This window comes from Singulisphaera sp. GP187 (assembly GCF_900129635.1).
Taxonomy (GTDB): domain Bacteria; phylum Planctomycetota; class Planctomycetia; order Isosphaerales; family Isosphaeraceae; genus Singulisphaera.
Map to the genome: position 1 here is coordinate 2,185,386 of NZ_FSRB01000001.1, position 24,234 is coordinate 2,209,619.

Here is a 24,234-nt window from a genome sequence, read left to right on the forward strand (position 1 = left end):
GACTCCACACCGACGGCGGGATGGCTCGATACCGGTACTGAGAATCAACGCGGCAGGCCGGGTAAGCGCTTGCCTTGGCACCACGCAGGGCGCTATGCTCATTAGTAATCGTGCAAGCAACCGGCTGGGTTGCATCGACTTAATCTCATGGTGCCGGAGGGGGAACACAATCATGACCGAGCCGAATCGGCGGACGTTTCTGGGGATGGCCGGAATGGTCGCGTTGGCGGGTCGCTCGGCCTCGGCCGCGCCCAGTGAGAAGGTCCGTCTCGGAGTGATCGGGCTCAGCGGGCGAGGGACCGATCTGACGAAGACGATCATCAAGCAGAAAGACGCAGAGATTGTCGCCGTATGCGACATTGATGACGCCAAATTCGCCAATGCGCTCAAGGCGATCGACGCGGCCGATCTCAAAGCGCCTCGGCAGGAAAAGGATTACCGTAAGCTGCTCGACGACAAGTCGATCGACGCCATCGTGGTCGCCACCCCCGACCACTGGCATGCGCTCTTGACCGTCCTGGGCTGTCAGGCGGGCAAGGACGTTTACGTTGAGAAGCCGGTCAGCCACAACGTTGTCGAAGGACGACGGATGGTCGAGGCGGCGCGCAAATACAACCGGATCGTCCAGGTCGGCACCCAGCGCCGGAGCATGGAGCACATCAAGGACGCGGTCGAGTACATCCACGCCGGTTCCATCGGCAAGGTCGGCATGGCGCGCGCCTGGATCCACCAGGTCCGCAAGCCGATCGGCCACGGCACGCCCGGGCCCGTTCCGGAAGGGGTCGACTACGCGATGTGGCAGGGCCCGGCCCCGGACCGTCCGTTCATGGCCAATCGATTCCACTACAACTGGCACTGGTTCTGGAACTGGGGCACCGGCGAGCTTGGCAACAACGGGATCCACGGCCTCGACGTCGCGCGCTGGGGCCTGGGGGTCGAAGCCCCGCTCCGCGTGACCTCCGGCGGCGGCAAGTACGTCTTCGATGACGACCAGGAAGTGCCGGACACCCAGATCGTCACCTGGGAGTTCCCGGAAGCCGCCCTGGTCTGGGAACACCGGATGTGGTCCAAGCACGGCACCGAGGGGGCCGGCTTCGGCGTCGCTTTCTATGGCGATCATGGCACGTTACTGATCGATGACAAGGGCTGGCGGGTCGAGGATGGCAAGGAGGCCGGTGGCAAGCCCAAAGGGGATGTCAGCGAGCACATCGCCAACTTCCTCGGTTGCGTCAAGTCACGCGAAAAGCCCAACGCCGAGATCGAGATCGGCCACCTGAGCACGCGACTCTGCCACCTGGGCAACATCGCGCATCGCGTGGGGAGGAAGTTGACATTCGACGCCGCCTCCGAGTCGTTCGCCAACGATCCCGAGGCCAATAAGCTCCTGAGCCGTGAGTACGGCAGTCGAATCGAGATGCCCTCGCAAGTTTGAGTGACCCAAACCCGATTGGGGACCGTAGGTACGATTGGCCGTTGAACTGGCCTGGTTTTCATTCCTCCCATTAGGACCGTGGACGCCCCGCCCACGGTCCTATGGGGAGAGGAAAAAAAAGGCCGGGCGAGCGAGTGTCCCCGCCCTTTTGCTTACCGAACCTCCCCGACCGGTCGACGGTGACCCAGACCGAGGAATCCCGTTTATGCAGCTCAGCGCAATCGGTGTCCCGGTGGAGGAGCTCGACACCCCCGCCCTGCTCCTCGACCTCGACCGGTTCGAGCAGAACATCGCCAAGATGTCCGATCACTTTCAATCCCGAGGGGTCGCCTGGCGTCCGCACGCCAAGGCATTCAAGTCCCCCGCGATCGCCCATCAGTTGCGCAAAGCAGGCGCCATCGGCGTGACGGTCGCCAAGGTCTCCGAGGCCGAGGTCATGGCGGCCGCCGGGATTGAGGACATCCTGATCGCCCACCTGGTCGTCGGCCCCCACAAAACGAAACGGCTCGCCGCACTCCAGCGCTACGCCGATGTCAAGGCGACCGTGGACCACCCGGACCACGTCGCCCCGCTCGGCGAGGCCGCCCGCACCGCCGGAGTCACGATCGGGATCCTCGTCGACGTCGACCTCGGCCTCCATCGTTGCGGTGTGGCCTCGGCAGCGGACGCTCTGAAGTTGGCGAGCCTCGTTTCCGAAACCCCCGGCCTTCGCTTCGACGGCCTCATGGGGTACGAGGGACATACCCTGATGATCCCCGACCACGACCAAAAGCAGGCGGCCATCCAGGAGGCGATCGGGACTCTGCTCACCGCCAAAGACGTCGTCGAACGCGCGGGGCTCACCTGCCGGATCATCTCCGCGGGGGGCACCGGATCGTACCAGTACACGGCCGATCTTCCCGGAATTACCGAGATCCAGGCGGGAGGCGGGATTTTCGCCTGTCAATATTACACGCAGGTCTGCGGGGTTGAGGGCCACCGGCCTGCGCTCGCGGTCCTCGCCACGGTCGTAAGTCGACCCGCCGCCGATCGCGCGATCCTCGACATTGGCCACAAATCCGTCAGCCAATATCGAACCCCTCCCATCCTCCGCGACTACGACAATTGCCCGGTGATTGGCCTCTCGGCCGAGCATGCCGTCGTCGAACTTGCCCCTGGCGAAGATTTCCCGATCGGAAAAAAAGTGGCGGTCATCCCCGGATATAGCGATTTTACCTTTGTACTCCACGACCGAGTCCTCGGCCATCGCTGGGGCCTCGTGGAAGTGGTTTGGCCGCTGCTGGCCCGCGGAATGCTCCAATAATTCCTGGGCCGAACCCTCGACTTATCAATGCGTGCATGCTATCATTGTAGGGAAGTCAGCGCGAATTGATCTCGAAGGATGGGACGGATTTGGATACGGTGGCATGACATCGGAGTTGCTGCCGAGAAACCACGTCCTAAGATTTTCTTGTCGGTCTGACTCGACCTGAGTGCGATTGAGGTTCGATTCTCGCCCCCTTTTTTGGGATGATGGCGCGAGGAACGAGGAGGGAAATGCGTGCTGAGCGGCAAACGAGACGGGAAGAAACGGCGTTCTTACCGACCGGCAGTCGAGGCGCTCGAAGCGCTCCGGCTTCTGAGCAGTACAGCGCAAACTCTTCCTGACCTTGCCGTTGAGCGCGACGTCGTTTTCACTCCCCCAGCGTTCGAGGCCCCGTCCTCCGGTCTCGCCGACGCCGCCTGGGACGAAGCGCTCGGGCAAACTCATCTTGCCGATATCCTCGGGTCGTCGACGCATGACGTCGATCCCGAGGCGGTCTCATCCGGTTTGCTGCAGTTGAATCGATACCTCAGCCGGGCCTGGTATCGCGCGGGGGTCGCGGTCCAGATGCACGACGACTGCTCGCAGGCCGTCTACGTGACGCTCCTCCAAAATCTGGGGCGCAGCCGGTTCGACTCGCTGCTGAGTGAGATCGGGCAGGTCGGGATTCGCGACGTCTTGAGCCGTGAGACGGCCGATGGCCCCGACTTCTTCCGGGCGATCGACACGGTCAAGAAGCGGGCGCAGCGGGAGCGGACGTATCAGCCGCTCGATTCCGCCGTGGCCGCGGGGTCGGCGACCGAGGTGGACGCGAACGCCGGTTGGCGGAACGCGCTTCAGGAGGCGATCGACCAGTCGCTCAACCCTCGCGAGGCCGCGCTGATCTACGCGACCCTCAAGGGGGAGACACCGGCCGAGATCGCGTCGCAGTGGGGTGTCGCCCCCAAGACCGTCAGCAACGAGAAGACCCGGGTGATCCAGAAGCTTCGGGATACCCTCACCGCCGACTTACTCGACTGATCGCCCGCGTCGAGGCCGGCGTTTCACTCTCCCGAAGCGAAGCGTCACCAATCGCTTATGACGACTTCTTGGACTTCGGGGCCGGCTTGGCCTTGGCTTTTTCTGATTTCGAGTCCGAGGTGGCGGGAGTCGCGGCTTCGGCCTGGCCTTGCTCGTCGACCCCGTGCTCGAGCGGGCGTGCGCCGAAGATGTTTTCGAAGTTGGGGAAGCCGTACTTGCGAATGATCGGACCGCTCATCGTGGGGAACTCCGTTTGGAGGAGAGGGCGCGTCAGTCAAGCCGATGCGCGACACGCCGCTCCCGTTTTGGGATCGCTCTCTCTAGTGTTCTGAGTTGAGAGAGCCTCGTCAAGCGCGGCGTGTCGAGGTCGGCGGTTGGGGAGCGTCGACGATCGGCTTAGCGCTTATTGGGCGTCTGAGCGTCGGCGAAGGCGGTATCGAAGCCCCGCCCCGAGGCCGGGAAGCCCATCTTGTCCTTGACGAACCGGGCGGCTTCGGCGGCCCCGTATTCGCGATCCATCCCCGAGTCTTCCCACTCGACGGAAAGCGGCCCTTCGTAGCCGAGTTGGTTGAGGGCGCGGGTGATTTCCTCGAAATTGACCTGGCCGCGGCCGGGGGACCGGAAGTCCCAACCGCGACGCGAGTCGCCGAAGTTGAGGTGCGAGGCGAGGATCCCCGACTTGCCGTCGAGCGTCCGGATTGCATCCTTCACGTGGACGTGAAAGATCCGGTCCGGGAAGGCGCGGAGGAAGGCGACGGGGTCGACCATTTGCCAGAGCAGGTGGCTCGGGTCGAAGTTGAATCCGAATTCGGGACGGAAGTCGAGCGCCTTGAGGGCCATCTCCGCGGTGTAGAGGTCAAACGCGATCTCGGTCGGGTGGACCTCCAGACCGAACTTGACCCCGCACTCCCGGAACACGTCGAGGATCGGGTTCCAGCGTTCGGCTAGGAGCTTGAAGCCATCGGCGATCATCGAGTCGGGCACCGGCGGGAACGAATAGAGCAGGTGCCAGATCGACGACCCGGTGAAGCCGTTGACGACCTTGACGCCCATCTTTCGCGCGGCCCGGGCGGTGTCCTTCATCTCCTGGATCGCCCAGTCGCGCTTCTTCTCGGAGTTCCCTCGGAGGTCGGGGGGCACCCAGTCGTCGGTCCTTGAATCCAGCACGTCGAGCACGAGCTGCCCGACGAGGTGGTTCGAGATCGCCCAGCACTTGAGACCGTAGCGAGCGAGCAGGTCGTGCCGCTCCTGGCAGTAGTTGTCGTCTTGAAGCGCCTTCTGCACGTTGAAGTGGTCGCCCCAGCAGGGAAGTTCGATACCGTCGTATCCCCACTGGCTAGCCTTCTGGCAGATCACTTCCAGCGTCAGATCGGCCCATTGGCCAGTGAACAAGGTGACGGGTCGTGCCATGGGTGCGTGCCTCGCGGATCGGGGTGATCAATCGCGCCGGTGGAACACGGCGGAAGTGAGTTGTGGGGAAAAAGGCAACCATAGGGACCGCTGGCGGGAAAGTCAACGATTTGACGGCCCCAGTGTCCGAAGGTGATAATCCACCCATCGGACGGTCATCGAACGCCCCGACGAGCTAGTTTTCCGCCATGCCGACACGCGCTGTCCTTTTCGACTTCGATGGTGTCATCGCTGACACTGAGAATATTCACATCGCCGCCTGGCAGCGCACGCTGGCGCGGCTCGGCTGGGAGGTCCCCGACGACGTCTGCGCTCGCGCCGTCGAGGTCGACGATCGGATCTTCCTCGCCGATCTCTTCGCGCAGCGAAAGATCGAACACGGGGACGTGGAAGGCTGGGTCCGCACCAAGCAAGAGCTGACGGCCGCAATGCTCACCGCCTCTCCCCGGCTCTATCCGGGCCTGGTCGACCTGGTCCGGTCGCTCACCGGTAAGGTTCAGCTCGCGGTCGTCTCGACGACCTGGAGAGAAAACATCGCGATCGTCCTCAAAGCCGCCGGTCTGGAAGACGCCTTCCCAATCGTCGTCGGCAAGCAAGACGTGACCCTCGTCAAGCCCGACCCCGAAGGCTATCGCCTCGCCCTTCAAAAACTCGAGCTCGCCCCTGGCGAAGCCATCGCTCTGGAAGACTCCCCGACCGGCCTGACCTCCGCCCGTGCGGCCGGCCTCGCCACTCTGGCCGTGGGACATCGCCTGCCTCGCGGCGAGTGGGTGGGCGCGGCTGACTTCGTGGACGACCTGACGAATCTCCCGAAGCTGATCTCCCTACTCGGCCTCGGCGAACCTTGAACACACAGACATCATCTTTCTTCTGCCGCGGTCCCAGGGAATACCAGGTCTCGCCATTGAAGTCGAGGGACAGGGAGCTGACGCTCCCCGCTCGCCATTCAGGCTCGCGAAATCCACCATAGAGGTCAGCGCTCGCTCGCCTGAAAGGCGAGCGGGGAGCGTCAGCTCCCTGTCTTCCTGAGGCAAGAACACGGTACAGGCCCACGCCCCTCCCGACCGTTCCCCCCCCCTGGGACCGCGGGCGCCCCGCCCGCATTTTTTTGTTCGTCTGAAAATTCGAGCTACAGACCCTCGAAGTGTATAAGGCACACAATTACGAAAAATCATCCAATCTGCGTTTTTTTTATTTTAAATATTTGCTGCCATGCTGTTTACGTGTCATGCATTGATATAAACAGATTCGATTTTATGACATCAATGAAGCCGTTGATATGAGAATCGTCATGCGTTCAATTTGTTTTTATTTTGAAATGTCACGATACGAAATACGCAATCCCCTCGCCACCTCCACCAATCGCCTGACCTTATCGGCGAGAACCATGCCCCCCGAGCACGCCGCCGAGCCAATGTGAAATTCCTTCAGACCTGCCCCGAGGATGGCTGGGAGGTCGGCTTCGGTGATCCGCCCCCCCGCCGCGATCGCGATTCGCCCGCGCGCCCGCTGAGTGCTTTCAGCAAGCCGCACCAGGCCGTCCGCGGCCCGAACGGCACCACCTGAAGTCAGGATTCGTTCGACCCCGAGACCGATCAGCTCGTCGACGACGTCGAAGGGGTTCGTCACCTCATCGAACGCTCGGTGGAACGTAACGTTGAGCGGCCGGGACGCTACGACGAGCCGGGCGAGGCGATCTTGGTCCAAGGAACGGTCAGGTCGCAGGAGGCCGATCACGACACCCGCGACTCCCAGTGACTTGACCATCGCGATGTCGCGCTCCATGACCTCGAACTCCGCTTCGGAATAGACGAAATTGCCCCCGCGGGGCCGGATCAGAACGTGCACCGGGATTGCCAACCGACGGCAGGCAACGGCAATCGTTCCCGCGCTGGGAGTGACGCCACCGACGGCCAGATCCTCACAGAGTTCAATCCGGTCGGCTCCTCCGGCTTGAGCCGCCAGCGCCGACTCGATCCCTTGCACGCAGATTTCGACCACGATGTTCATGTCATCCCCCTTGTTTTGTAACGAACGACCGTTCGGCGGTTCGGTTACCGCTCGTCGACACGGTCAGAGGACCACCGACCTGAATCGTGCATTGACTTGTCCCATCAAGAATCTTCCGGTATTGGACGATACCTTTCTTTGGATTTCCGCCTTATTCCGATTGTCTCGATCTCGGCGTTTGCGATCCTGGTTCAAGGGCGAATCAACCCGACTCGCCGTTGCCTCCGAGCGACGGAGGCGATGGCGATCGTGATTTCAAGTTCAACAGGACCTGATCGCACGGGTGGTCCCTCACTCAACTCAGGATCGTCCCGACCGCACCACGCATGTTGATCATCAGGGCCTCTCCCTCCGCACCGTCCCGTAGAGCGTTCAACGCGAATGAATCCCTATCCCTTGAGGTGTCCATGAGCAAGGCGAAGAAGAAGACCGTGATCGAGAAGGTCGGCACCGCACTCGAGTCGCTCGGCGAAATCCTCGCTGATGGAGCGGAATCGATCAAGGAGGCGGGTTCAAACGCGATCGCGGGAATTGGAGCCGCACTCCCCTCCCTGAGCACGGCGCCCAAGTCGTCGCGTCCGTCGAAGGCAAAGTCGACCGCCGCGAAGGGAAAAGCTCCCCAAGGAAATGGCAAGCCCGCCACGCCCAAGGCCACCGCATCGAAGGCGCAAGCCACGAAGTCGCCCACCAAACCGGCGACCTCGAAGTCGAAAGCCTCTGCCTCCGCCCCGAAGGCCGAAGCCTCGACGTCGAAACCCAAGACCGCGGCGCCCAAGTCCACCGCATCAAAGGTCCAACCTTCGACCCCGAAAAGCAAGCCCGCCACGCCCAAGGCCGCTCAGCCGAAAGCCACGTCTTCCCAACCCGACCCCGCCGCCAAGGTGTCCGAACCCAAGCGCTCCTCGGCATCGAAGGCGAAAACTCCCGCACTCAAGGCCAAGGCCACGAAGTCGAAAGCCAGCGACGACAAGCCGACCCAGGCTCCGGCGAAGCGAGCGGTCACGAAGAAAGCCCGTTGAACCCACTCGCGTTCGCGTGCCGATGTGGATTTTACCCCTGAAAAACAAAAGAAAGACCCATCATCACCCAGCGTGTTCGCTCGGTGACGATGGGCCTAATGCACTTGGTGACATGTTGACTGAGGGAAAGTCAGCCCCTCCCAGCCGCTCAAGCTTAGACGGCGACACGCATGTCAGCGAGACCTGAATCTTCCCGTCGGGATCGAGCTTCGAAGGCCGTCCCCGAAGACCCCGAGAAGGCTGGGGTCGAGAGGGTGATTTCGAGGGCTTCATCCAAGGTCGAGACACAGTGGAAGGTCAGGGCCTGGCGAACGTCCTCCGGGAGGTCGTCGAGGTCGGCCTCGTTGTCCTTGGGCACAAGGATGTGGGTGCAGCCAGCCCGGTGGGCTCCCAGCACCTTCTCTTTGACTCCGCCGATCGGCAAGACGCGCCCGCGGAGGGTGATCTCACCGGTCATCGCCACATCGCGGCGGACCGGTCGACCGGACATCGCCGAGATGATCGCCGTGGCCATGGCGACACCTGCGGACGGGCCGTCCTTGGGGATCGCCCCGGCGGGAACATGCACGTGGACTTCAATCGAACCGAGCCGGTCCGGAGGAATATCCAACTCGGGGGCATGGTTCGCCGCGTAGGTCGTTGCCGCCCTGGCCGACTCTTTCATGACGTCGCCAAGCTGACCTGTCAGGATCAGGTTGACGGTGCCCCAGCCGCCACGAGGACCAGCTCCCTCCGACGGGCTCGGACCATGGAGCTTGCGAATCGCGGCCTCGACGAACATGATGTCGCCGCCGCTCGGGGTGTAATACATCCCGGTCGCGACTCCCACCTCGTTGGCGGTCCCGACGTGCTCGGGATGGACCCGGGGGCGTCCCAACAGCTCGCGGATCCGCACCGGGGTGATCGTCCGTTCCACCGGTTCACCCGCGGCGATCCGACGGGCGAGCTTGCGGGTCACGGCGCCGACTTGCCGCTCGAGCTGGCGGACGCCGCTCTCCCGGGTGTATCGGCTCACGACTTCCATCACGGCATCATCGGTGAACGTCACTTGCTCCTCGGCCAGGCCGGACTCCGCAATCTGTCTCGGGACGAGGTACGTCTTGGCGATCTCGGCCTTCTCACGCTCGGTGTAACCCGAGAAGTCAACCACCTCCATCCGGTCGAGCAACGGTGCCGGGATGTTCTGCATGAAATTCGCCGTGGCGATGAAGAGGACCTCGCTCAGGTCGAACGGGACGTTCAGGTAATGGTCCGTGAACGAGTCGTTCTGAGCCGGGTCGAGCACCTCGAGCAAGGCGCTGGCGGGATCGCCCTGATGCGAAACGCCAAGCTTGTCGACTTCGTCCAGGAGGAAAACCGGGTTCTTGGTGCCGGCCTGCTTGAGCGCCTGGATGATCCGACCGGGCATCGCCCCCACATAGGTTCGCCGATGGCCTCGAATGTCGGCCTCGTCACGGACGCCTCCCAGCGCGGCCCGGACATATTTCCGTCCCAGGGCACGAGCGATCGACTTGGCGATCGACGTCTTGCCCACGCCTGGCGGGCCGATGAACAAGAGGATTGGGCCACGTGCCATCGCTCGTGCCTTGGCCTCGGTGGCGTCCTTCACGGCCACGGGACGCTCCTCGTCCTCGGCCGCACGGACCTGAGCCTCACCCGTGGTCTCGACTTCCTTGGCGAGCCGCCGCGCATTGAGTTGGCGGACGGCGAGGAATTCGAGCACGCGGTCCTTCACGTCTTCGAGTCCATAATGGTCCTCGTCGAGCACCTTTGAGGCGTGCTGGAGGTCGAGGTCGTCATCGGAACGGGTATTCCAGGGGAGTTCCGCAACCCACTCAAGGTAGGTCCGGATGACTTGCCCTTCCATCGACTCGCGCCCGGATCGTTCCAGGCGACCGAGCTCGCGTTCCACCTCGGCTCTCGCGTCGCGGGGGAGTTCGAGGGCGGCGAGTTTGCCGCGCAGGTCCTTCATTTCACGCGATTGGTCGTCGTCGCCCAGCTCCTTCTGAATCGCTTTCATCTGCTCGCGGAGATACATCTCCTTTTGTCGCTCGCCCAACTCAGACTGGACCTGCGACTTGATCTGGTCCTGCGCCTCAAGCATCCCGATCTGGCGCTGAACCAGGATCAGGACGCGGCGGAGCCGGTCCTCGACGCCAAGGGTCTCGAGCAGGTTCTGCTTCTCGTCAACCGACAACTCGATGTAGCCGGCGACCAGGTCGGCGAACCGGGCCGGATCGGTCACGGAATCCATGACCTGGTGGAGCACTTCCTCGGGAAGTCCTCGGCGCTCGCCCAGCTCCATGGCCCGCTCGCGGGTTTCTCGGTAGAGCGCCGCGAAGGCAGGATCCTCCAGGTTGAGCGGGTGCATCTCCGCAATCGACGCGACCGTCGCCTTCAGGAAGCCTTCGGAAACGTCATAGTGGAGCGATTGGGCACGTTCTTCTCCTTGAAGGAGCAACTGGGCCCCGCCGAGTCCGCGCTGGATCTGACCGATCCGGGCGATCACGCCGTTCACATAGAGCTGTTCCGGCGCGGGCTCTTCGGCGAAATCGCGCTGGGCGACGGCAAAGACGAGCCCATCACCTTTGATGGCCGCCTCGATCGCACGCAGAGTCCCCGGTCGTCCGACAGCGATCGGCACGGTCAAACCAGGGAAAATCACCGTTCCTCGGAGCGGGAGGACGGGAAGTGATTGTGTGTTGGCCAAGGGATTCACCTATCCTTTCGTCCCGGCGGAATTCTCGGTGTCCGGGTATCGTTTTACGTTGCTTTTTTTTCGTGTACCGCTCTATTACGTTGTCGGCTGTCCAGTTGTTCGTGGCAAACCCGTGGCGATCAAAAGTCGAGGGATAGTCGGTTCACCGGGTCGAACTCTTTGAGTCGAACCCGGGTCGCCGCTCCCTCGATTCATTCTAGGCGCGTCGACTCGTAAGTCACCAAACTCGACAAAACGACCCTCAAACTCAGGACGTTCGCCAATCACAAAACAATTCATCTGCACATGATTACGTGTGTTGAGTTTGCGGCCATCCTGCTCTCTTCCTCATCGACTGACGCTCGCATCCAATCGACGAAGCGATTCCTGCCAAGGGCGCTCCTCCGGCTTCGGGCCAGGGCATACGAAATGGATCGCATCGGCCATTGAGCCAGCCGCGTCGAGCAAATAACTTTATTATGAACAATTTAAGATTTGTCAGATGCCATGATCGAATTCTTCCCGTAGGGTGGGCACGGCCCACCATCCCGATCTCTTTGCCAAGAGGGAAGTTCAAGATGAGGGGCCGTGCTCAACCTACGGGAATCGTTGGACCAACGACGACGCCACGGCCGATCGCGCCGAAGAAGAGGAAATCGGGTTCGGCGAGGTTTTACGCCGCCGAGGAACGTCGAACTCACCAAGAAATGAGAGGCGATCAGGATCGGGGTGGCATCGAGAACGATCACCAGCAGGACTTTGACGTGGGAGTGGACCGGAAGTGGGGCGATCAGGGCAAGAAGCGGCGGGTCAATCTAAAACCTGGGATGACCGAGTCAGCAATTCTGGCCAAGGGCGAAACGTCGTTCAGTGTGGCCACATGGCCTGTTGTGCATAAGTCCTGTTGTATTACGACCGGAATTGCCGCTCGCGCCGAGCGGCGCTTCCGGTCGGAAATCGAATCATCCACGTTCAGTAGGAATCACTACTGACGACTTCGCCCCCCTGGGTGGTGCTCAGCGCACGCCAGGTCGCGAGGCTAATCGAATTCTTGATCGACTTGACGCTGCCGTCGCAAAAGAGGGTATTCACAACGCCAGGGTGAAGGCTCCGAGATCCATAGTAGCTCGGGTCGGTGTCCGACGTTTGATAGCCGACGCACGGGGGATTGTTCAAGGTTCCAAACTGGCACTTGGCAGCCTGATAGAGAACGTCGGGGAGCAGGCTGTTCGGTGTCAGCCAACTTGTGAACCCCGAGGCATCACCCCAAATCGTGAACCCGCGAATGTCGAGGGGACCTTTGCCTTGGATCACCTCCGAAGCCATGAGCGTGTTGCTGAGGCCGTCAATGATCGATGAGAACCGAATCGTTCCCACCGTGCTCATTTCACCAAACGGCGCACCGGCGAACGGGACACCTTTCAGGACCTTGACCGGGTCGAGGCCAGGATTCGGGTTGACTCCGTAGGGATAGAGACCGATGCTCGTGTTTCCCCAATTCACGGCGAAATTGTACTTGGGGTAATTCGTGCTGTAGAAATTTTGCGAGTCGCTCGGACAGACATAAACACCAATAATGGTCACTGTTGCCGTAATATTGGCCTTTCCGCTATAAACGAAGTAGTTCCCGGCGGGATCGACCTTGCGGTTGCCGAAGTTCCAGCTATTCAGCAACGCGGTCTGCTCCATGTAGGGCAGTAGATAGTTGGTCCAGGTGCCCCAACAGCACTCGTTCTTACCCGGGGGCAATGAACTGTTTGTGCTTTCGTAATTGTGCATACCAACACCCATCTGCTTGAGGTTGTTGATGCACTTGGCGCGACGCGCGGCCTCGCGGGCCGCCTGCACTGCCGGCAGAAGCAGGGCGATGAGGACTGCGATGATAGCGATCACCACCAACAATTCGATGAGGGTAAAACCGCGATGACGGACGTTCATGATCGTCTCCTAGCCGATGATCGATCCCAATCGAGAACCACTTGAGTCGACGGCGAGCTGCGACGAACCGCGTGCCGGGTTGTCGCGGAGAGGTGATCGAGAAACGTGAGCGGATCGTCTGAGTCCCGTAGTCGTGGGGTCGACGCGGGACTTATTTCGTGAGTTGGAATTCGTAGGTGTTCGGTCCCTCCTCCTTGACCACGGCGGTCAACTTGGTGGCGGTGTTGTAGCGTTTGGGAATCGTCTCCTTGGGCTGAGGAGGTTCCAGGCCGGGCGATACATCGGCGGGGGCAGCGGTGATGTCCGTCCCGAAAACCTGAACTTTGTAAGCGCCGGGAACGAGCCCGCGCGCCCGCTCGATCGCGAATTTGCCATCGGTGATCAGCACCGAAATCGCTGTCGCGCCCGCTTCCGGTATGGCCGCGGCAGAATCCGCCGACGGGGCTCCGGCCGCGGCGGGTAAAAACTGGATCGTTCCGCGAGGCAGCGGCGCTGCGTCCATGGTGACCGTCCCCGAGATCTCCTGGCGGGGGAGGCCATCGATCGCGGCGCCGCAGCCACCCAGGCCGAGGATTCCCAACGTCCCGGCCCACCTCACGGATCTCAAGATTCGTGTGCGCATTGGCTTGCGTCCACAAAGGAGTTTGTTGAGTGCTTCGGACACGACTTCGTGCGATCAGCCCGCCCCTGGACGGGTCCCTGTCCTTCAGTCAACTCCGCATCGGTTTCAAGCAGACGATGCAATCAGAGGCGGAAAGCCATCGCCAATGGAAACTTGTGCCCAGCTCGACCATCAAGGAATTGGAATCCGGAGAGGGATGGTTTGCTGACTCACTTGTCGGAAATTCGCTGATTTCCTGGACACAATGAATTTATCGCATTCAGACCAGACACGCTATGATATAACGCGCAAACTTTTTGACATTTTGCGACAGAGGACGAGGGCATTCCATGGTCCATATCGGCCTGGTCTTCGATTACAGCACAAGCTACTGTCGCGGCGTCCTTCGGGGAATGAAGCGGTATGCGGAGTCGAGGCAGAATTGGGTGCTCATGCCTGTAGTCTCCGATGCAAAAGCGATCCGAATGCTCTCCAAGGTCAAGCCCGATGGGATCATCACCTGGGTTTTCCGCACGTCGTTGCTCGAGATCTTGACGAGCCTGCGGACCCCCTGGGTGAACGTCTGCGGTGTCACGCCCGACGTGGGAATCCCGCGCGTGGGACCCGACGACCTGCTCATCGGTCAGTTGGCCGCCACCCACCTCCTGGACCGTGGCATCCGGCATTTCGGTTTCATCGGCCACGCCGAGCATGCCGGCTCAGCGCGTCGCGAGGAGGGTTTCCGGAGAACGCTCGACCAGGCGCACCATACCGCGGCCTATTACCACGAGACCGGTCGCCAGCAATTCGATTCGAGGCTCCACCGCTGGGCGCTCGGCGAGGGCTTTCGACGGTGGGTTGACTCGCTCCCGAAGCCGGTCGGCATTTCCACGTTTTATGACATGTGGGGGCTACAGCTCTCGGAGGTCTGCCGCGAAGTCGGGCTGCGGGTGCCCGAGGACGTGGCCATCGTGGGCATGGGCAACGACGACCTCCTCTGCGAACTGGCCCGCCCTTCCCTCTCCAGCGTCGTAGTTCCGGCCGAGCGGATTGGCTACGAGGCGGCCGTCCTGCTCGATCGCCTGATGGCGGGGGCGAAGCCGCCCGACCGCCCTGTGCTGCTCCCGCCGACCGGAGTCGCCATCCGCCAATCTTCGGACATCCTGGCGATCGATGACCCCGAGGTGGCGGCGGCCATTCGCCTGATCCATGAGCATGGCCATCAGCCGATCCGGGTTGGCGATCTCCTCCGCGCGGTCTCGATCTCAAGGCGCTCGCTGGAACGGAGATTCCGGACGATCTTCAATCGGTCGATCTCCGAAGAGATCCGTCGCGTCCATTTGGAACGGGCCCGGGACATGCTGGCCGGCACGGAACTCTCGATGTCCGAGGTCGCCGAGCATGCAGGCTTCTCGAACGCGCGACACCTCTCCATCGCCTTCCGCCAACAGACGGGACGGACCCCCTCCGCCTATCGCCAACAGTTCCGGAGCCGCCCCTGATGCGCTGAAACTCGAGCGAGATCGACTGCTCGCGCTACGCCTACTCCGAGCGAAGCGCCTCGACCGGGTCCATCATGGCGGCACGCCGCGCGGGGTAAACACCGAAGACGACGCCGATCACCAGGGCGATGATGAATGCAATGAACGGGGACTCGGGGCGGATCACGGCCGGGACGCCCGAGAAGTGGGACACCAGCGGGGGAACGGCGATCCCGAGGATCACCCCGATTCCGCCGCCCGAGGCCGAGATGACCACGGTCTCGATGAGGAACTGGAGGATGATATCGCGCCGCTTGGCCCCCAAGGCGCGACGAATGCCGATCTCACGGGTGCGTTCCGAGACCGTCGCCAGCATGATGTTCATGATGCCGATCCCTCCCACGATCAGCGAGATTCCCGCGATCGACCCCAGCACCAGGTTGAAGATTCGCTTGGTCGCCTCGGCTTTCTCGAGCAGTTCCAGGGGGACCGTGATGCTGTAGTCCACCTTGGGATGGAACTGTCGTAGCATGCTCTCCAAGGCGGAGGCGGTGGACTTGACGTCGTCCATCCCTCGGACCGTCACGGTGATCTGGCTGAGTTCGATCCGCTCGGCCGAGAACTGGCCCTGCTTCTCACCCATGAGGACCTCGCCGAAGCGTGCGCGGTCGGTGGTCAACGGAATGTAAACGTCTTTATTTAAGTCCTGCGCGGAGAGGCTGCTTCCCGTTCCGCCCGAGGGGGCCTTGTAGGTGGTCACGCCGATGATCCGATAGTAGTGGCTCTCGCCCAGCCGCACGGCCTTTCCCAGCGGGTCACCAAATGGGAACAGCTTCTTGGAGACCTCGGCCCCAATCACCGCCACGTTCGTGGCCAGGCTCATGTCGAGGTCGGTCAAGAATCGCCCCTTGGCCAGCTTCTGTCCGGTGATTTTCAGACAGTCGGGGTTCGCCCCCACGATCCGGCCTTCCAGCTCATGATCGAGATGGCGGACGTTCTTCCGGAATTCGCGGAGTGGAGTCGCCCCCACCACCGTCGGGATCGTGTTCATGATCCGTTCGAAATCCTTCTTCGTCAGTCCATAGTTGAAGACGAAACTGTCATTGGATTGTTTCGAGGGGTTGACATCGTCGACCGGCTTGGTGCTCTTCAAGATCACGTTGGTCGCGCCCAACTCGGCCAGTTGCTTTTGCGCCTCGGCGCTCGCGCCCTCGGCGATCGCCAACATCGCGATCACCGACGAGACCCCGAAGATCAGGCCGAGCGCAGTCAGTAAGACCCGGAGCTTGTGCAGGCCCAGATTTCGGACCGCCAAGCGGACGATGTTCCAGACCTTGTTCATGGGCAGCCACCGCGAATTTTGAGATCTTGGTTTCTGATATCATGTCTCATTTTGACAATGATGACATGATCATTTCGCTACTGGAATCGAGGGCTTGGAGTCGGGTTTGGTCAATTCGTCCTTCTCCTCATCCTTGAACTCGTCATCCACGCGTGATCGCGCATCGAGGGCAACCGTTTCCCCTTCCTTCAGGCCCGATAAGACCTGCATCTGAAACTCATTCGTCTCCCCTGCCTTCACCTCCCGACGCTCGACTCCGGTCGAGGTGACGACAAACGCATAAAACTTCCCCTTATGCATGGCCACCGCCTGAACGGGCACGAGAACGACGGACGGCAGCTCACCGACGAGAATTTTCACCTCGGCGGTCATCCCCGGGCGGAGCTCTTCCTTGGGCATCGTTTCGATCGCCACGACCGTGCTGTATTCCTTGACCCCGCCGCTCATCCAGCCGCGGTTGGAGTCGGCCAGTTGCGACACGGTCTTGACCTTGCCGACGATGATCACGTTGGGAAAGGCGTCCACCCGAATCTCAGCCAGCTGGCCCGGCTTGATCTTCTTGATCAACGACTCATGGATGCTCACCTTGACCTGCATCGACGAGAGGTCCGGGAGGCTGAAAATCTTCTGCCTCGAGTAGACAGTCGCCCCTTCACGCACCTGCCGGCTCGAGTCGTACCAGGCTTCATTCGCATAGGCGACGATGCCGGATTGGTCCGCCTTGATGATGGTCTTCGCCTTCTGGTTCAGGTACTCCTTGAGCTGCTGATCCTCGATCGTGTGCGTGGCCTTGGCCGACTCGTATTCGCTGTCCGCCTTCGAAACCGAGGCCTTCTCCGTGGCGGTGGCCTGCGCCACCTTCTTGCGCGACTGGTCGACCTTCGACTTGTACTCGGTCGACTTGCGCTTGTACTCGTATTTCTCCTTGACCATGAGCTTCGCCTTGGCCCCTTTGAGCGTCAGCTCGTCGCCGTCGAGCTCGCTCTGCGCGGCGCGGACATCGCTGGGGCTCTTGAACCCTTTTTTGAGGAGATTCTGAAACTGCTCGAGCTTGTTCTTCGACTCCTCGACCTTCTTGGCCTTCAGGCCGATGTCCCCCTTGATCTCGTCGGTCTCAAAGATGTAGGTTCCTTTCTGGTACATCTCGAGGTCGAGCTCGCCCAGTTGGAGTTCGACAGTGGCAGCGATGATCTCGCTTTCACCCTTGTTCTTGGCGATCTCAACCTCTTGCCGACTCGTCTCGATCTTGGACGCGGCTTGCTTCGCCTTGATCTCCTGCTGGGCGATATTCTTGTCGATCTCGGCCGAGTCGAACCGGCAGACAATGTCCCCCTTCTCGACGCGGTTGCCCTCGGGAGTGAGCTGGATGATCTTGTTCTGATAGCCTCCCAACTCGCAGATGCCGTCGACCGTCTTCACGCTCTCGAGGTTGCCTCGCTCGGTGACGACGATGCGAAGGGTGCCTCGGCTGACGGTCACAGAAAGCGGCTTGTTCGGGTTCGAGGCTCCTCCCCAACTCGGGACCAACCCAAAGTAACCGACCCCCGCCACAACCGCCGCGCCCGCCAACACGACAAGAAACCGTACCGGCGGCTTACGGAGCGGCGAACGGACTCGCCGCAGCGGACGGGGGAGGAGGGAGCGAAGACGCGGGCGTCTCGGGGGCGGGGAGGAGGGTTTCGACCGGGGCTCCGACGGGGTCAGGAGTGGTGGGAACGGGTCCTCCGTTGAAGGCTGGTACGCTGCTGTCATTAGTCCAGACCCCCTGAGCATCGATATTCATGATATCGAAATCTTTAAAAAGCGTCATCCGCGCGATCTCGTACGAGACCCAATTTCCGATCAGGCTATTCTTATTCGTCACCAACGCTTGCTGGGCACTCACCAACAGGGTACCGACGGTCTGCCCTTGGCCCGAGCTGGCTCCCTGGCTCGTCCGTGCGTTGAATTCGGCTTGATCGACCTGGCGAGCCGCGATCAAGAGGGCATCGCGGCTGATCTCAAACTGTTGCCGGTTCAGATTCAACAGACGCATGTCCAGGCGGATTTGCTGGACGATCGTGTCGTGGTTCAGCATGTAGGCACGCCGAGCACGCTGGTAGCCGATCTGATCGGCCCGGTAAGCATTCCGCTGCTGCCGCCGAACGATCGGCGCATTGAAGCGGATTCCCACAATGTGCTGACTATCATGGGCGTCGAACCGGACCAGGCCCAGGCTCTTCGGGTCGGAACGGAGGTCGCCATTGTAGAAGATGTTGAGCCCGGCGAGGAGTTGGTTGCCATCGTACTCGACCAGACGCCAGGCGTCGGTCACCTGCGCCAGGCTATTCATCAAGTCGAGCCGATTGGCCAGGGCTACGGCGATCGCCTGCTCGAGCGTCAGGTCGACCTTGTTCACTTCAATCAAGTAAACGCGCACCTGGCTCTGGATCACAAGCTGCTCGGTCATTCTGGCACGAAAGTCTCCGCTCACAAGTCCTTGGCGAAGCTTCGTCCATGCCTCTTCGGGGTCGGCCTTCGCGACTCCATCCAAGAACTTCTGCGTCTCCTCACTGCTCTTTATCATCGCATCACGTGAAAGGCTGTAGGCTTGTGAGAGCTTCTCCGAGAGTTCGACTTCTTTCTGATAGCTGGCGAGTTCATCCTGTTCGAGCGGCCCGGGACCGGTCCCCACTTTGCCTTCCTGTGACTTGATCCGTGCCAGCCACTTTTCCAGTTCCTTGCCCACGACCAGGGCAACCTCCTTGAGTTCCTCGAAATCGTCGAGCAAGCGTTTGCCGGCATCAACCATGATGTCTTGGGACGGGGGGCCGTCGTGCTGAAGCAACTCGAGGTAGAGGGACTCGTTGTCCTTGCGCAACGAGTCGAGCCGGGGGTCGTTCAGCTCGAACTTCTTGAGCAGCACCTCGTCAAGCTTCACCGGAAAATCGGCGGGCAGGCCCAGCCGAGTGACTCGGTAGGTGTCGAGTAACGTCTGGTAGTTGGCTTCCTGCCCGAGCAGGCCCGAGCGGCTTTGCTGGTAATTCTGGGCCACGGTGTCGCGTTGCAAAGGATCGACCAGGCCGGCTTTCACCAGCGCTTCCTGTTCCTCAAGACTGTGTTTCAGTTGGTCGACCTGGTATTGGGTATTGCGAACTTGCTGAAGCGTCGCCATGAGACCCAGATAGCTCGAGACGATGTCCACGTAGAACTGACGGCGAAACGATGCGAAATTGCGGATCGTGTAAAGCGTCTGGCGCTCGATCAGCGACAACGGCTGGGTGAAGTTCCTCGCCCACGCCCCTTGCAAAAGGGGTTGAGTGAGGCTGATGGCAAGCCCTGAATTGACGGTCTGGAACCCTTTGCCGTTGTACTCGAAGACCAGGTTATTGGCGAAGTTGACGAGGAGCTGCGCTCCGGAATAGAACGTCCAGTTCAGGCTGTCCTGAGCCAGAAGTTGAAACTGATTGCTATCGTTGGCGTTGGCGCCGAAGTGACGGTACTGAGCGGTCTGGCTACTGAAGATTTGCGGAAAAAAGGTGAAACGGACCAGAGTCAACGAGAGTGCCTTCAGGTAGACATCCTCAATATTGGTCTGGTAGTCCCGGCTGTTCGCAAGCGCGATCTGCATGGCCGAGGGGCCACTGAGCACCAGGGCGCCGTCGGCGTCGCGTGGAATCCCGTTCATCCAATTGAGATTCTCGACGGGCGCCCAACCACGCTTCTTCTGGCCGTGAAACTCGAACGGGCGTCCCGCCGTGATCTGGTACGGGCGGGCCCCGGGGTCGTCATAGGGAATCGGCTCGTGGTTCGGGTCGTAAACGTCACCCATCCGCGACTTCGGACTGGCCTCGACCGGGCGGGGCGGCAGGTCCCAGCGCCAGTCGGTCAGCCGGTCCTCGACGATCCGGTACGTATCCCGGTCGGCGAAGTCACGGTAGTAACGCCGCGTGCAGCCAATGGTCATGAGTAGCAGAGCCCCGACCGTTGCCATCAGGCAAACATGCCGCAAACGCCGCCCTCGCCTTTGCTCATCCTGAGCCGGCATGGACTCGGTTCCTCGCGAGCGGTCCCGATCGGCCATCCTTGGCCGACCGACAACTGTCCTTGGGATTGTTAAACCACTATAACAGTTGTCCGACAAGCGGCAATGGAAAGTTCTAGCAAATTCATCGTGGGACGCGATTCTTCCAGGATTCCGGGTTTCTCCCGGTTTACGATGGAAGAACGGAGCGGCGGTAGCGAACTGACCAGAGCCAGTTCCGTTCTCGGTGGTTATCGCAGACCGGACCGTTCCTGACACACGTGGAAAGAGGTGCGAGGATGAAACGGACGATACCGACTGCCCTAGCCGTCGTGGTTGTCCTCGGCGCGTCGGCCCTGGGTCTGGCACAGGCACAGGCTCCGCCGGACGGACCAGGCATCCGTGACCGGGCCAAGATGTTCTCGCCCCAAGCCGTCAAAAAGGCCGAGGCCGTGCTCCGAGAGCTCGAGAGCTCGGAGCACTCGCAAGTCCTGATCGAGACCGAAGACACGTTCGGGGATCGCCAACCCAGGGAAGTGGCCATCGACAACGCCAAGCGGGCCAACCTCCGGGGCCTCTCAATCGCGATCTCCAAGAAGGAGCACAAGCTCGACATCGAGCCGAGCGAGTCGGTCCGGCGGATCTTTACCAAGGGAGAACTGGAACTCGTCAAGGCGGCCTTCACCCAGTCGTTCCGCAAGGGCGAAAACGATGAGGGACTGCTCGCCGCGGTGGCCGAGATCCGCCGCGCCGCTCTGAAAGTCGGCGTTCGCGACCACGCCAAGATGTTCTCGCCCGAAGCGGTGAAGGAGGCCGACGCGGTTCTCGAAGCGATCCGGCTCAAGACCCCCTGGGGAACCGTGATCGAAACGGTCGAGACGCTTGGTGACAAGTCGCTCCGCGACGCCGCGGTGGAGCAGGCTCGTGCCACGCAAGTTCACGGACTCTACATCCTGATCGCCAAGAAAGAGCACAAAATCTATGCCCAGCCGAGCGAGTCGGCCGTAGCGGTTTTCCCCCGTGAGAAGGCCCGTTCGCTTGAGAACACCATGTCGGCGGCCTTCAAAAAAAGTGCGTTCGACCAAGGCCTGCGCGAGGCTGTCGAGGTCATCCGCCAGGACACCGAGGCCGCGCCCGCGGCCACCGCATTGTCCCAGCCCGAGCCGACCCTCCTGCCCCGAAAGGCCGAGCCCGCCGGCGCGGACGTTCCCAAGGTACCCGCGCCGATCGACCCCGGCGTGGTCAAATCCGAAGGCGTGACCACGACGACGATTCTGATCGCTGGCGGCATCGTGCTCCTGGTTCTCTGGCTGATCTTCCGGCGCTCCCGGAGTCCTCAGTCCCAGATGATTCCCCCCCAGGCGATGGCCGACGGCGGATCCGGGCCGCGGCCTGTTCCGGGGACGGGCTACCCACCCGGCCCTCGTCCCGCACCCGGCTATGGAGCCCCGCCGCCTTCTCCGGGTTATGGTCAAGGTGGCTACGGTGCCCCGATGCCCCCCCCACAAGGTGGCGGAGCCGGCGGTTTCATGACGGGTGCCCTCGGGGGCGCGGCCGGAGCGATCGCGGGCAATCTCCTCTACGATAAATTTGGCCGGCCGCACGAGCCCCAGGGTCCGGTTCACTCACAAGGGGGTGCCTTCCCCCACCAGGACCAGAGCGATCACCCGATCGACCCGAACGCCAATCACGGAGGCGGACCAGCCTCCGAGAATTACGACCCGAACGCCGGCGTCGGGGCCGACTGGGGCAGCTCCACTCCCGAGGGCACCGAACCCGAGGCCGATCCGGCTGGAGGAGGCGGCGATTGGGGTGGCGGCAGCGACGAACCGGCCGAACCCGGTGGTGACTGGGGCGGCGGCAGCGACGAGCCCGCCGAACCTGGTGGCGATTGGGGTGGCGGCACTGACGAGCCCGCCGAACCCGGCGGCGACTGGGGCGGAGGCAGCGACGAACCGGCCGAACCTGGTGGCGACTGGGGCGGAGGTACCGACGACCCGAACAGCGAGGAACAAGGCGGAAGCTGGTAGCCCTAAACCCGTATTCACCTAAGGCCAATGGAGTGGCCACCCTACGGGAATCGTTGGACCAACGATGACGCCACGGCCGATCGCTCTGAAGTCGGGATCACGGGTTTGGCAAGGACGGCCTTCCCCCCCAAAAAAGAACGCCCGCCCCGGTCCGTTGCGACCGGGGCGGGCGTTCTTTCGATTTCATCGCAGGGGCAACAACTCAGTTGGCTTCGACCAGAGCCGCAGGCTCGGCGAGGCGATGGACGATGGCCACGGCATCTTCCGCTCGTCGGCGTTCGCTGTATTTGGCCAGCGGGGCGGAATACGAACCGTCCTTATACACTCCCACAACGGCATGGAGCCCGCGCAGGTCGACCACCTCGGCCCGATCGATCAGGCCTGAGCGGATCACGGACGCGAGATTACGCTGCCACACGGTCGTTTCGGAGATCGTGGTCATCATAGCGGCCTCCTCGTGGCGGCTCGGAGTGATCTTTTGTCGAATCGGGGGGATTGAAGACAGCCTCAACGTCCCTACTACTCTTACGTCGAGATCGCGTCGATTGTTCCCGGTTTTGGAGGATTTCATCAGCTCTCCGATAACCCCATCGTTGTTCTCCGACTACAACCTGGCCGGTGACGAGAAACGCTCAGAGCGGCTTTGGGGGTACGATCGTGCGCTTCGGAATCGACCAGCAACGCCAAAATCGCCTGGGCGTAGACTCGATGACCGTAATCATTGGGGTAATTGACGCCGGTGCCGGTCAGATCAAAATGGCGTTTCCGCTTCCGCAACCACTGCCGGGTGGCAGTGAGGTCGGAGAGCACGACGCCTGGCCCTTCGAGCGACGCAAGCACGTCCCGATAGACCGGGAACCTCTCGGGTGGGGTGGCCATCCAGTCGGGGTTGCCGGTCATCGTGGCGACGAGGACGACTTCGGTCGTCGGAGCCGCCTCCTGAATCCGAGTCAGCATGGTTTTGATGTTGGCCTTGTACGCTTCGGGGTTACGGGGCCCGACGTCGTTCATCCCACAGGTGATGATGATGAGGTCCGGCTTGAGCTTCCCACGCGAGGCAGACCGACCGGTGGTTTCCGCTTCTCTCCGGTGGGCAGGCTCAGGACTTCACGCAACTTCGCCCCGGTATTCTTGGTGTCCCCGCCGGTCGCCAGAAAGTATCGCTCGCCATCGACGGCCGCGTTAATGTTCATCACCGGGTTCGAGTCGCCGGTAAATCGGGCTTTCGAGAGCGAGACGGAGTCCCCCGCTTTGGTCATCACCCAACCGTTGGAGAAGTGGGCCTGACGGGCCTTGGTCGCGGAAACGCCGTCGCGTTTGAAGTCCTCGATGAACGCGTAGTAGCCACTTAGGTTTTTTCCGCCTGTCACCGTTGAGAAAGTGACCAGATGTTTCCAGTCTTGGGTCTCGGGAACGAAGAAGTAACCCGAGTACTCAGTACGTTGGTCGTTGACTTTCGCAGTCACGAGAAGGCGGTAGGTCGCGCCGACCTTCCAGTCATAGTCGAAGAACGATTGTCCGCCGGTTCCTTCGCCACCGAACCGACCGATCCGTACTTTTTCATCCTTGCTGATCAGCTTGGTGCGTTGGTCTTCCTTGACAGCCTTGGGATCGTTCTGGTTGGAATCCCAGACCGAAAAGATGAGCAACTTCTTGCCGTTGCCGAGCTCTTGTAAGCCGAAGTAACCCTTGTCCCAGCCGCAGACCATGAAGTAGCTGCCCACGGCTGACTGTTGGATCGTGATTTCGTTGTAAAAGAGAACGCCCTCAGGCGCGGGGTAGCCGAGATGGACCGAGCGACAGGCAATGTCCTTGAGCCGTTCATCCGCCTGGGCCACCGAGAGGCCCAGCACCAAGGTCCCCAAGGCAAGAAAACCGGCGAGGCCGCGAACCGATTGAGTCATGAATCGCATCCTTTTTTGATCCGCCAAACCTGAACCCGGACCG

Annotated in this window: 19 protein-coding genes; 7 read left to right on the plus strand and 12 right to left on the minus strand. The window is 61.6% G+C overall.

Features of this window, described 5'->3' with window-relative positions; genetic code table 11:
* Window positions 1-172 precede the first annotated feature (172 nt).
* From BUS42_RS08535 to BUS42_RS08545, 3 genes are all read left to right on the plus strand, one after another.
* Complete coding sequence (locus tag BUS42_RS08535; protein ID WP_074306542.1) at window positions 173-1,432, plus strand: Gfo/Idh/MocA family protein; 1,260 nt, start codon at window positions 173-175, stop codon at window positions 1,430-1,432.
* A gap of 205 nt (window positions 1,433-1,637) precedes the next feature.
* On the plus strand, window positions 1,638-2,735 hold the full coding sequence (locus BUS42_RS08540; protein WP_074306543.1) for a DSD1 family PLP-dependent enzyme: 1,098 nt from the start codon (window positions 1,638-1,640) through the stop codon (window positions 2,733-2,735).
* A gap of 237 nt (window positions 2,736-2,972) precedes the next feature.
* Window positions 2,973-3,755: a LuxR C-terminal-related transcriptional regulator gene (locus BUS42_RS08545; protein WP_074306544.1), complete on the plus strand. Its 783-nt coding sequence runs from the start codon at window positions 2,973-2,975 to the stop codon at window positions 3,753-3,755.
* A gap of 55 nt (window positions 3,756-3,810) precedes the next feature.
* Here the strand turns inward: BUS42_RS08545 and BUS42_RS08550 are convergent, their stop codons facing one another.
* Together BUS42_RS08550 and BUS42_RS08555 are read right to left on the minus strand one after the other, a co-directional pair.
* Window positions 3,811-3,993 (minus strand): hypothetical protein, encoded by a 183-nt coding sequence (locus tag BUS42_RS08550; protein WP_074306545.1) that lies wholly within the window; start codon window positions 3,991-3,993, stop codon window positions 3,811-3,813.
* Window positions 3,994-4,151: 158 nt separating this feature from the next.
* A complete protein-coding gene (locus tag BUS42_RS08555; RefSeq protein WP_074306546.1) occupies window positions 4,152-5,165 on the minus strand; it encodes a sugar phosphate isomerase/epimerase family protein in 1,014 nt (337 codons plus the stop codon).
* 188 nt (window positions 5,166-5,353) lie between these two features.
* On the opposite strand from BUS42_RS08555, the gene BUS42_RS08560 reads away from it, so the two are divergent.
* Window positions 5,354-6,013, plus strand: a complete 660-nt coding sequence (locus tag BUS42_RS08560; RefSeq protein WP_074306547.1) for an HAD family hydrolase — start codon at window positions 5,354-5,356, stop codon at window positions 6,011-6,013.
* A gap of 460 nt (window positions 6,014-6,473) precedes the next feature.
* Here the strand turns inward: BUS42_RS08560 and BUS42_RS08565 are convergent, their stop codons facing one another.
* Window positions 6,474-7,175, minus strand: a complete 702-nt coding sequence (locus tag BUS42_RS08565) for a copper homeostasis protein CutC (protein ID WP_074306548.1) — start codon at window positions 7,173-7,175, stop codon at window positions 6,474-6,476.
* A 407-nt stretch (window positions 7,176-7,582) separates the two neighbouring features.
* Between BUS42_RS08565 and BUS42_RS08570 the strand changes: the two genes are divergently transcribed.
* The gene (locus BUS42_RS08570; RefSeq protein WP_074306549.1) at window positions 7,583-8,194 is read left to right on the plus strand and encodes a hypothetical protein; all 612 of its coding nucleotides are present in this window, start codon (window positions 7,583-7,585) and stop codon (window positions 8,192-8,194) included.
* Window positions 8,195-8,348: 154 nt separating this feature from the next.
* Here BUS42_RS08570 and lon read toward each other — a convergent pair whose 3' ends face one another.
* The 3 genes from lon to BUS42_RS08590 all read right to left on the minus strand — a co-directional run bounded on the left by lon (window position 8,349) and on the right by BUS42_RS08590 (window position 13,452).
* Entirely contained in the window at window positions 8,349-10,913 is a 2,565-nt protein-coding gene (lon, locus tag BUS42_RS08575; RefSeq protein WP_074306550.1) for an endopeptidase La, read from the minus strand.
* A gap of 951 nt (window positions 10,914-11,864) precedes the next feature.
* A complete protein-coding gene (locus BUS42_RS08585; protein WP_074306552.1) occupies window positions 11,865-12,830 on the minus strand; it encodes a DUF1559 domain-containing protein in 966 nt (321 codons plus the stop codon).
* Between the two features lie 151 nt (window positions 12,831-12,981).
* Window positions 12,982-13,452: a hypothetical protein gene (locus BUS42_RS08590; protein WP_143206272.1), complete on the minus strand. Its 471-nt coding sequence runs from the start codon at window positions 13,450-13,452 to the stop codon at window positions 12,982-12,984.
* A 329-nt stretch (window positions 13,453-13,781) separates the two neighbouring features.
* Here BUS42_RS08590 and BUS42_RS08600 point away from each other — a divergent pair, with 329 nt between their 5' ends.
* A complete protein-coding gene (locus BUS42_RS08600) occupies window positions 13,782-14,933 on the plus strand; it encodes an AraC family transcriptional regulator (RefSeq protein ID WP_074306555.1) in 1,152 nt (383 codons plus the stop codon).
* 40 nt (window positions 14,934-14,973) lie between these two features.
* Here the strand turns inward: BUS42_RS08600 and BUS42_RS08605 are convergent, their stop codons facing one another.
* From BUS42_RS08605 to BUS42_RS08615, 3 genes are all read right to left on the minus strand, one after another.
* Window positions 14,974-16,254 carry an ABC transporter permease gene (locus BUS42_RS08605; protein WP_074306556.1) on the minus strand — a complete coding sequence of 427 codons (1,281 nt, stop codon included), beginning with the start codon at window positions 16,252-16,254 and terminating at the stop codon, window positions 14,974-14,976.
* Window positions 16,255-16,323: 69 nt separating this feature from the next.
* Window positions 16,324-17,826, minus strand: coding sequence for an efflux RND transporter periplasmic adaptor subunit (locus BUS42_RS08610; RefSeq protein ID WP_254053392.1), 1,503 nt, complete (start codon window positions 17,824-17,826; stop codon window positions 16,324-16,326).
* Window positions 17,827-17,848: 22 nt separating this feature from the next.
* Window positions 17,849-20,281, minus strand: a complete 2,433-nt coding sequence (locus BUS42_RS08615) for a TolC family protein (protein WP_074306557.1) — start codon at window positions 20,279-20,281, stop codon at window positions 17,849-17,851.
* Window positions 20,282-20,556: 275 nt separating this feature from the next.
* Here BUS42_RS08615 and BUS42_RS08620 point away from each other — a divergent pair, with 275 nt between their 5' ends.
* Complete coding sequence (locus tag BUS42_RS08620; RefSeq protein ID WP_074306558.1) at window positions 20,557-22,287, plus strand: TPM domain-containing protein; 1,731 nt, start codon at window positions 20,557-20,559, stop codon at window positions 22,285-22,287.
* 202 nt (window positions 22,288-22,489) lie between these two features.
* On the opposite strand, the gene BUS42_RS08625 is transcribed toward BUS42_RS08620, so the two are convergent.
* The 3 genes from BUS42_RS08625 to BUS42_RS08635 all read right to left on the minus strand — a co-directional run bounded on the left by BUS42_RS08625 (window position 22,490) and on the right by BUS42_RS08635 (window position 24,191).
* On the minus strand, window positions 22,490-22,732 hold the full coding sequence (locus BUS42_RS08625; protein ID WP_074306559.1) for a hypothetical protein: 243 nt from the start codon (window positions 22,730-22,732) through the stop codon (window positions 22,490-22,492).
* 125 nt (window positions 22,733-22,857) lie between these two features.
* Window positions 22,858-23,298, minus strand: a complete 441-nt coding sequence (locus BUS42_RS44920) for an SGNH/GDSL hydrolase family protein (RefSeq protein ID WP_074306560.1) — start codon at window positions 23,296-23,298, stop codon at window positions 22,858-22,860.
* Entirely contained in the window at window positions 23,295-24,191 is an 897-nt protein-coding gene (locus tag BUS42_RS08635) for a DUF3472 domain-containing protein (protein ID WP_074306561.1), read from the minus strand. Before BUS42_RS08635 ends, BUS42_RS44920 begins: the two co-directional genes overlap by 4 nt.
* Between the last annotated feature and the right edge of the window lie 43 nt (window positions 24,192-24,234).

Coding starts and splice junctions, on each gene's coding strand:
- BUS42_RS08635 (WP_074306561.1), bottom strand. CDS start 24,191: ATGACTCAATCGGTTCGCGGCCTCGCCGGTTTTCTTGCCTTGGGGACC.
- BUS42_RS08570 (WP_074306549.1), top strand. CDS start 7,583: ATGAGCAAGGCGAAGAAGAAGACCGTGATCGAGAAGGTCGGCACCGCA.
- BUS42_RS44920 (WP_074306560.1), bottom strand. CDS start 23,298: ATGAACGACGTCGGGCCCCGTAACCCCGAAGCGTACAAGGCCAACATC.
- BUS42_RS08540 (WP_074306543.1), top strand. CDS start 1,638: ATGCAGCTCAGCGCAATCGGTGTCCCGGTGGAGGAGCTCGACACCCCC.
- BUS42_RS08625 (WP_074306559.1), bottom strand. CDS start 22,732: ATGATGACCACGATCTCCGAAACGACCGTGTGGCAGCGTAATCTCGCG.
- BUS42_RS08555 (WP_074306546.1), bottom strand. CDS start 5,165: ATGGCACGACCCGTCACCTTGTTCACTGGCCAATGGGCCGATCTGACG.
- BUS42_RS08535 (WP_074306542.1), top strand. CDS start 173: ATGACCGAGCCGAATCGGCGGACGTTTCTGGGGATGGCCGGAATGGTC.
- BUS42_RS08565 (WP_074306548.1), bottom strand. CDS start 7,175: ATGAACATCGTGGTCGAAATCTGCGTGCAAGGGATCGAGTCGGCGCTG.
- BUS42_RS08585 (WP_074306552.1), bottom strand. CDS start 12,830: ATGAACGTCCGTCATCGCGGTTTTACCCTCATCGAATTGTTGGTGGTG.
- BUS42_RS08590 (WP_143206272.1), bottom strand. CDS start 13,452: ATGCGCACACGAATCTTGAGATCCGTGAGGTGGGCCGGGACGTTGGGA.
- BUS42_RS08560 (WP_074306547.1), top strand. CDS start 5,354: ATGCCGACACGCGCTGTCCTTTTCGACTTCGATGGTGTCATCGCTGAC.
- BUS42_RS08550 (WP_074306545.1), bottom strand. CDS start 3,993: ATGAGCGGTCCGATCATTCGCAAGTACGGCTTCCCCAACTTCGAAAAC.
- BUS42_RS08620 (WP_074306558.1), top strand. CDS start 20,557: ATGAAACGGACGATACCGACTGCCCTAGCCGTCGTGGTTGTCCTCGGC.
- BUS42_RS08615 (WP_074306557.1), bottom strand. CDS start 20,281: ATGCCGGCTCAGGATGAGCAAAGGCGAGGGCGGCGTTTGCGGCATGTT.
- BUS42_RS08600 (WP_074306555.1), top strand. CDS start 13,782: ATGGTCCATATCGGCCTGGTCTTCGATTACAGCACAAGCTACTGTCGC.
- BUS42_RS08605 (WP_074306556.1), bottom strand. CDS start 16,254: ATGAACAAGGTCTGGAACATCGTCCGCTTGGCGGTCCGAAATCTGGGC.